This is a genomic window from Longimicrobium sp. (assembly GCF_048594345.1).
Lineage (GTDB): Bacteria > Gemmatimonadota > Gemmatimonadetes > Longimicrobiales > Longimicrobiaceae > Longimicrobium.
In genome coordinates this window covers 1-6565 of sequence record NZ_JBMDXM010000079.1, presented here as the reverse complement: position 1 = coordinate 6565, position 6565 = coordinate 1, and the positions used below count along the sequence as shown (strand labels likewise).

The window sequence follows — 6565 nt, the reverse complement described above, 5'->3', positions numbered from 1 at the left end:
GGCAGCACGCAGGCGTCGGGTACCGCCTTGACGGCCGAGCGCGGCATCACCCGCACCTCCGACGTTTCCGGGTCCTGCACCACCGCGTGGCCACCCTCGTCGGCAATGCGGCGCAGCCCGCGCGCGCCGTCGGCGTTGGCGCCGGTGAGCACCACCCCGATCACGTCCATGCCGTACACGTCGGCGGCGGACTCGAACATCACGTCAATGCTGGGGCGGCTGTAGCGCACCGGGTCGTCGGTGCTCAGGGAGAAGAAACCGTCGGTCTCGAAGAGCAGGTGGTAGTCGGGCGGGCCCACCCACACGCCCGGGCCGATCTGCTGCTTGTCGTTCACCTCGGCCACGGGAAGGCCGGAGCACTCCTGCAGCAGCTCGCACAGCAGCTCGCTCTCCTTGGCGCGGTGCTGCACCACCACCACGGGGAGCTCAAAGTCCGCCGGCAGCCCGGTCATGATGGTGCGCAGCGCGTGCAGCCCCCCGGCAGAGGCGCCCACCACCACCACCCGGTAGCCGGGCGCCACGGGCTCGTGGTGACCGCTCACGCCAGCCTCCGGAAGATCTTCTCGCGCGCGTCCAGCACCTCGTACTTGTCCTCGAAGTCGGTAAAGCGCAGCGTCTCCTTGTTCCCCAGCGCCAGGATGCCGAAGCGTCCCATGCTGTCGTAGAACAGGCGGTGCACGCGGTTCTGCAGCTTGCGGTCAAAGTAGATCATCACGTTGCGGCACACGATCACGTTGAACTCGGCGAACGAGCCGTCGGTGACCAGGTTGTGCTGCGAAAACACCACGTTGCGGGTGAGCGAGCTGTTGAACAGCGCGCCGTCGTACATGGCGGTGTAGTACTCGCTGAACGACCGCGTGCCGCCGGCGCGCACGTAGTTCTGGGTGTACTCCTGCATCTTGTCCAGGGGAAAGATGCCGGCCCGTGCGCGCTGCAGCACCATCTCGTTGATGTCGGTGGCGTAGATGCGGGCCCGCTCGTACAGGCCTTCCTCCTCCAGCAGGATGGCCATGGAGTACACCTCCTCGCCCGTGGAGCACCCGGCGTGCCACACGCGGATGAACGGGTAGGTGCGCAGCAGCGGCACCACCTTTTCGCGAAACGCGGCGTAGAAGCCGGGGTCGCGGTACATGGCGGTGACGTTGATGGAAAGGTCCAGCAGCAGCCGCTCCATGCTGTTGGCGTCGTGCAGCACGCGGTCCTGCAGCTGGCTTACGCTGCGCAGCCCCTCGTGCTCGATGCGCTTCCAGATGCGCCGTTTGAGAGACGAGTAGGCGTAGCTGCGAAAGTCGAAGCCATAGTGCCGGTACACGCCCTCCAGCAGAAGCTCGATCTCGATGCGCTCCAGCTCCCGGTCGTACGCGGCCGGAGTATCCGGCAGTTCTACCTTGCCCTGCGCCACAGCGGTGTTGCCCCTGGTGTGTCCTGTGCGCCCCGCGCGTGCCTCGCGGCGGCAAGCATGGCTGCACGGCAAAGTGCGTGCGAAGAAAGGAAATAGGGGACGCGGAACGACGGAAGGCAAGGCACGGCGGGGCGGAGAGGGGGGCGGCACGGAGGCGCCGACCTTTCGTAACTCCGCGAACGGGTTGGCCCTGAGGGCGAAAACGACTCGCCCGGGCTGCGCCGCGGGTGTGCCCCTCCCCCGGCCCCTCCCCGTTCGTTCCTCACGGAGAGGGGAGGTCGTTGCCGCCGGCATCAGGGCCCGACGACCAGGATCGAACTGGCGCCCGCCGGCGGTGTGCCCCTCCCCCGGCCTCTCCCCCCCGAACTGCAGGGGGGAGAGGGGAACGTCGATCCCGCTGCGACAACCGCGGTCCAACGTTCAACCTCCCCCAGGTTCTTTGGGGGGAGGTGGGCGGGTGGTGCCCGCCCGGAGGGGGCGCGGCCCTCGCACCGCACCATCCACGGGCCGTGAACCCAGCTCCCCACACCCAACCTCCCCCGGCAGTTTCGGGGGAGGTGGGCCGGTGGTGCCGGCCCGGAGGGGGCCGGCGCGGAGCCTTCCGAAGCGCCCCGCACCCTGCCCCCTCTCCCGTCCCCCTATTCCCTATTCCCTATTCCCTATTCCCTATTCCCTATTGCCTGCCCCTCAACCCTACCGGTACAGCCACACCCGCATCAGCGAAAGCAGCTGGTCCACGTCCACCGGCTTGGTGATGTAGTCCGAGGCGCCGGCCGCGATGGACTTTTCCCGGTCGCCCTTCATCGCCTTGGCCGTCAGCGAAATGACGGGCAGCTGCGCGAACTCCGGCATCTCGCGGATGGCGCGGGTGGTCTCGTATCCGTCCATCTCGGGCATCATCACGTCCATCAGCACCAGGTCGATGCCCGCGTTCTCCTGCAGCATGCGGATGGCGTCGCGGCCGTTTTCGGCGAACACCACGTTCATCCCCTGCTGCTCCAGCACCGAGGTGAGCGAGAAGATGTTCCGCACGTCGTCGTCCACGATCAGGATGCGCTTGCCCTCGAATACCGACTCGCTCTTGTGCAGCTGCTCCAGCATGCGGCGCTTGTCGTCGGGCAGGTTGCTCTCCACCCGGTGCAGGAACAGCGCGGTCTCGTCCAGCAGCCGCTCGGGGCTCTTGGCGTCCTTGATGATGATGGTTTCGGCGTACCGCCGCAGCCGCGTTTCGTCGGCCTGCGACAGGTCCTTGCCCGTGTAGATGATGATGGGCAGGTCCTGCATCTCGGGCGTGCTCTTTACCCGCTCCAGCAGGTTGTAGCCGTCCTCGCCGGTGAGGCCCAGGTCAAGCACCATGCAGTCGAAGCGCGTTTCGCGCAGCCGCTCCATGGCCTCCTCGGCGCTTCCCACCGCCGTGATCTCCACGTCGCCTTCGCCGATGAGCTCGATGATGCTCTGGCGCTGCGTGGGATCGTCCTCCACCACCAGCAGCCGCTTGACCCCTTCCTGCAGGAAGGTGCTGATGCGGTCGAACGCCGCGTCCAGGTTGTCCTTGCTGATCGGCTTTTCCAGGTAGTTCACCGCGCCCTGGCGCAGACCGCGCTGCCGCTGCCCCACGCCGGAAAGGATGTGCACCGGGATGTGCCGCGTTTCGGGCGCGTGCTTCAGGCGGTCCAGCACCGTCCACCCGTCGATCCCCGGCAGGTCGATGTCCAGCGTAAGCGCGTCGGGGCGGTACTCGCGCACCACCTCAAGCGCCTGCTCGCCGTCCATGGCCACCAGCGCCTTGAACCCCTTTTCGCGCGCCATGTCCAGCAGAATGCGCGCAAAGTGCGGGTCGTTCTCCACGATGAGCACCACCCGGTCGCCCGGCGCCACCGTGGCGCGGTCGTCGTGGATCCCCACCTCGCTGGGGTCGCGCGGATAGCGCCGCCGCTCGGGCGCCTGTCCCTCGCCGCCCTCCGTGCGCCGCGGCGCGGGCATCGTCATCATCCCGCCGTTGCCGCCCCGGGACAGGTCGTTCTCGCCCTGGTCGCCGCCCTCGGGGTCGCCCGGCCAGGTAAGCGGCAGGAAGAGGGTGAAGGTGCTTCCCCGCCCTTCGGCGCTCTCCACCCGGATCTCGCCACCCAGCAGCCGCGCGATCTCGCGGCTGATGGACAGGCCCAGGCCCGTGCCGCCGAACTTGCGGCTGGTGGTGCCGTCGGCCTGCTGGAACGCCTCGAAGATCAGGCGCTGCTTGTCGGCCGGCACGCCGATGCCCGTGTCGGTGACGGCGAACGCCACCACCACGTCGGCCTCGTTGAGCGCGGGGTGGCCAAAGCGGCGCCCCTTCTCGGCCTTGCGCATGGTAAGGGTAACGCCGCCCTCGTCCGTGAACTTGAAGGCGTTGCTGAGCAGGTTCTTGAGCACCTGCTGCAGCCGCTGCCCGTCGGTAAAGATGGCCTTGGGCAGCTCCGGATCCACGTCCATCGCCAGCTCCAGCCCCTTCTGGTCGGCCACGGGGCGAAAGCTGCGCTCCACGAAGTTCACCACGTCGGCCAGCAGCACGTCGCCGGCGTTGATGTCCATCTTGCCGGCCTCGACCTTGGACAGGTCGAGCACGTCGTTGATCAGGTTCAGCAGGTCGGTGCCCGAGGCCAGGATGGTCTGGGCGTACTCCACCTGCTTGTCGCTCAGGTTCTTGTCCTTGTTGTCGGACAGGAGCTTGGCCAGGATGAGCAGCGAGTTGAGCGGCGTCCGCAGCTCGTGGCTCATGTTGGCCAGGAACTCGCTCTTGTACTTGGTGCTCACCTCCAGCTGCTTGGCCTTTTCCTCCAGCTCGCGGCGGGCGGCTTCGACCTCGCGGTTCTTCTGCTCCACCTTGCGGTTCTGCTCGGCCAGCAGGGCGGCCTTCTCCTCCAGCTCCTCGTTGACCTGCTGCAGCTCTTCCTGCTGGTCGCGCAGGGCCTCTTCCGACGCCTTGAGCGTGCGGGCCTGCTGCTCCAGCTCGGTGTTGGTGCGGCGCAGCTCTTCCTGCTGCGTCTGCAGCTCCTGCGACTGGCTCTGCAGTTCCTGCGTAAGGTTCTGCGACTGCTGCAGCAGCTCCTCCGTGCGCATGTTGGCGGTGATCATGTTGAGCACCACGCCCACGCTTTCGGCCAGCTGGTCCAGGAACACCTGGTGGATCTGGCTGAAGGGAAGGAAGCTGGCCAGCTCCACCACGGCCTTGACCTCGCCCTCGAACAGGATGGGCAGCACCATGATGTTGCGCGGCGGCGCCTCGCCCAGCCCGCTGGTAATGCGGATGTAGTCGTCGGGCACCCCGGTGAGCAGGATCGGCTTCTTTTCCAGCGCCGCCTGGCCCACCAGGCCTTCGCCCGGCCGGAAGCGGTTGCTGACGCTCTTGCGCTCCTTGTACGCGTAGCTGGCGATCAGGCGCAGCGGCGCGTCGCTGCCGCCGTTGCCGTTGCCATCGCCGTCGCTGAGGAAGAAGGCGCCGTGGTGCGCCCCCACCAGCGGGGTAAGGTCCGACATGATGAGGCGCGACACGCTTTCCAGGTCGCGCTGGCCCTGCATCATCCGGCTGAACTTGGCCAGGTTGGTCTTGAGCCAGTCCTGCTCCTCGTTGCGCTCGGTGGTCTCCTTGAGGTTGGAGATCATCTGGTTGACCGAACGCTTCAGCTCGTCCAGCTCGCCCTTGGCCTCGACGGTGACCGTCCGGGTCAGGTCGCCCTCCGTCACCGCCGTCGCCACGTCCTTGATGGCGCGCACCTGCGCGGTGAGCGAGTTGGCCATCGCGTTCACGTTCTCGGTGAGCGCCCGCCAGGTGCCCGCGGCGCCCGGCACCTCGGCCTGGCCGCCCAGCTTGCCCTCGGTGCCCACCTCCCTGGCCACGCGCGTCACCTCGTCGGCAAAGATGCGCAGCTGGTCCACCATGGAGTTGATGACGTCCTTGATCTGAAGGATCTCGCCCTTCACGTCCACGGTGATCTTGCGGGTCAGGTCGCCGTTGGCGATGGCGGTGGCCACCGCGCTCACGTCGCGCAGCTGCACCGTCAGGTTGCCGGCCATGGCGTTCACGTTTTCCGTGAGGTCACGCCACACGCCGGCCACGCCTTCCACCCGCGCCTGGCCCCCCAGCTTGCCCTCGGTGCCCACCTCCCTGGCCACGCGCGTCACTTCCGACGCGAAGGCGCTGAGCTGGTCCACCATGGTGTTGATGGTGTCCTTGAGCTCGGCGATCTCGCCGCGCGCCTCGGCGGTGATCTTTCGAGAGAGGTCGCCGCGGGCCACGGCCGTGGTCACGTCGGCGATGTTGCGCACCTGCCCGGTCAGGTTGCTGGCCATCAGGTTCACGTTCTCCGTCAGGTCGCGCCACACGCCCGCGACCGCCGGCACGTTGGCCTGGCCTCCCAGCCGGCCCTCGGTGCCCACCTCCCTGGCCACGCGCGTCACTTCCGACGCGAAGGCGGAGAGCTGGTCCACCATGGTGTTGATGGTGTTCTTCAGGGCCAGCATCTCGCCCTTTACGTCCACCGTGATCTTCTGGCTCAGGTCACCGTTCGCGACGGCCGTCGTCACGTCGGCGATGTTTCGCACCTGGCCGGTCAGGTTGCCGGCCATGGAGTTCACGGCGTCGGTCAGGTCCTTCCAGGTGCCGGCCACCCCCTCCACGTTGGCCTGGCCGCCCAGCTTGCCCTCCGTGCCCACTTCCTTGGCGACGCGGGTCACCTCCGACGCGAAGGAGCTGAGCTGGTCCACCATGGTGTTGATGGTGTTCTTCAGGGCCAGCATCTCGCCCTTGACGTCCACCGTGATCTTTCTGGACAGGTCGCCGTTGGCGACGGCCGTGGTCACGTCGGCGATGTTGCGCACCTGGTTGGTCAGGTTGCCGGCCATGAAGTTCACGGCGTCGGTCAGGTCCTTCCAGGTGCCGCCCACGTTGGGCACCTCGGCCTGGCCGCCCAGGATCCCCTCCGTGCCCACCTCCCTGGCCATTCGCGTCACCTCGTCGGCGAACACGGAGAGCCGGTCGACCATGGAGTTGATCACCTCCTTGATCTGCAGGATCTCGCCGCTGGCCTCGACGGTGATCTTGCGTCCCAGGTCGCCGTCGGCGATGGCGGTGGCCACGGCGCTCACGTCGCGCAGCTGCACCGTCAGGTTGCCGGCCAGCTGGTTCAC

Annotated in this window: 3 protein-coding genes; all 3 read right to left on the bottom strand. The window is 67.6% G+C overall.

Annotated elements, in window-relative coordinates; genetic code table 11:
• A partial coding sequence (locus tag ACOJUJ_RS08635; RefSeq protein ID WP_420126458.1) for a chemotaxis protein CheB occupies positions 1-542 on the bottom strand: 542 nt, incomplete at its 3' end.
• Positions 539-1402, bottom strand: coding sequence for a CheR family methyltransferase (locus tag ACOJUJ_RS08630; protein ID WP_420126457.1), 864 nt, complete (start codon positions 1400-1402; stop codon positions 539-541). The genes ACOJUJ_RS08635 and ACOJUJ_RS08630, both read right to left, overlap by 4 nt.
• 693 nt (positions 1403-2095) lie before the next feature.
• The coding region (locus tag ACOJUJ_RS08625; protein ID WP_420126456.1) for a response regulator at positions 2096-6565 on the bottom strand (4470 nt) is incomplete at its 5' end.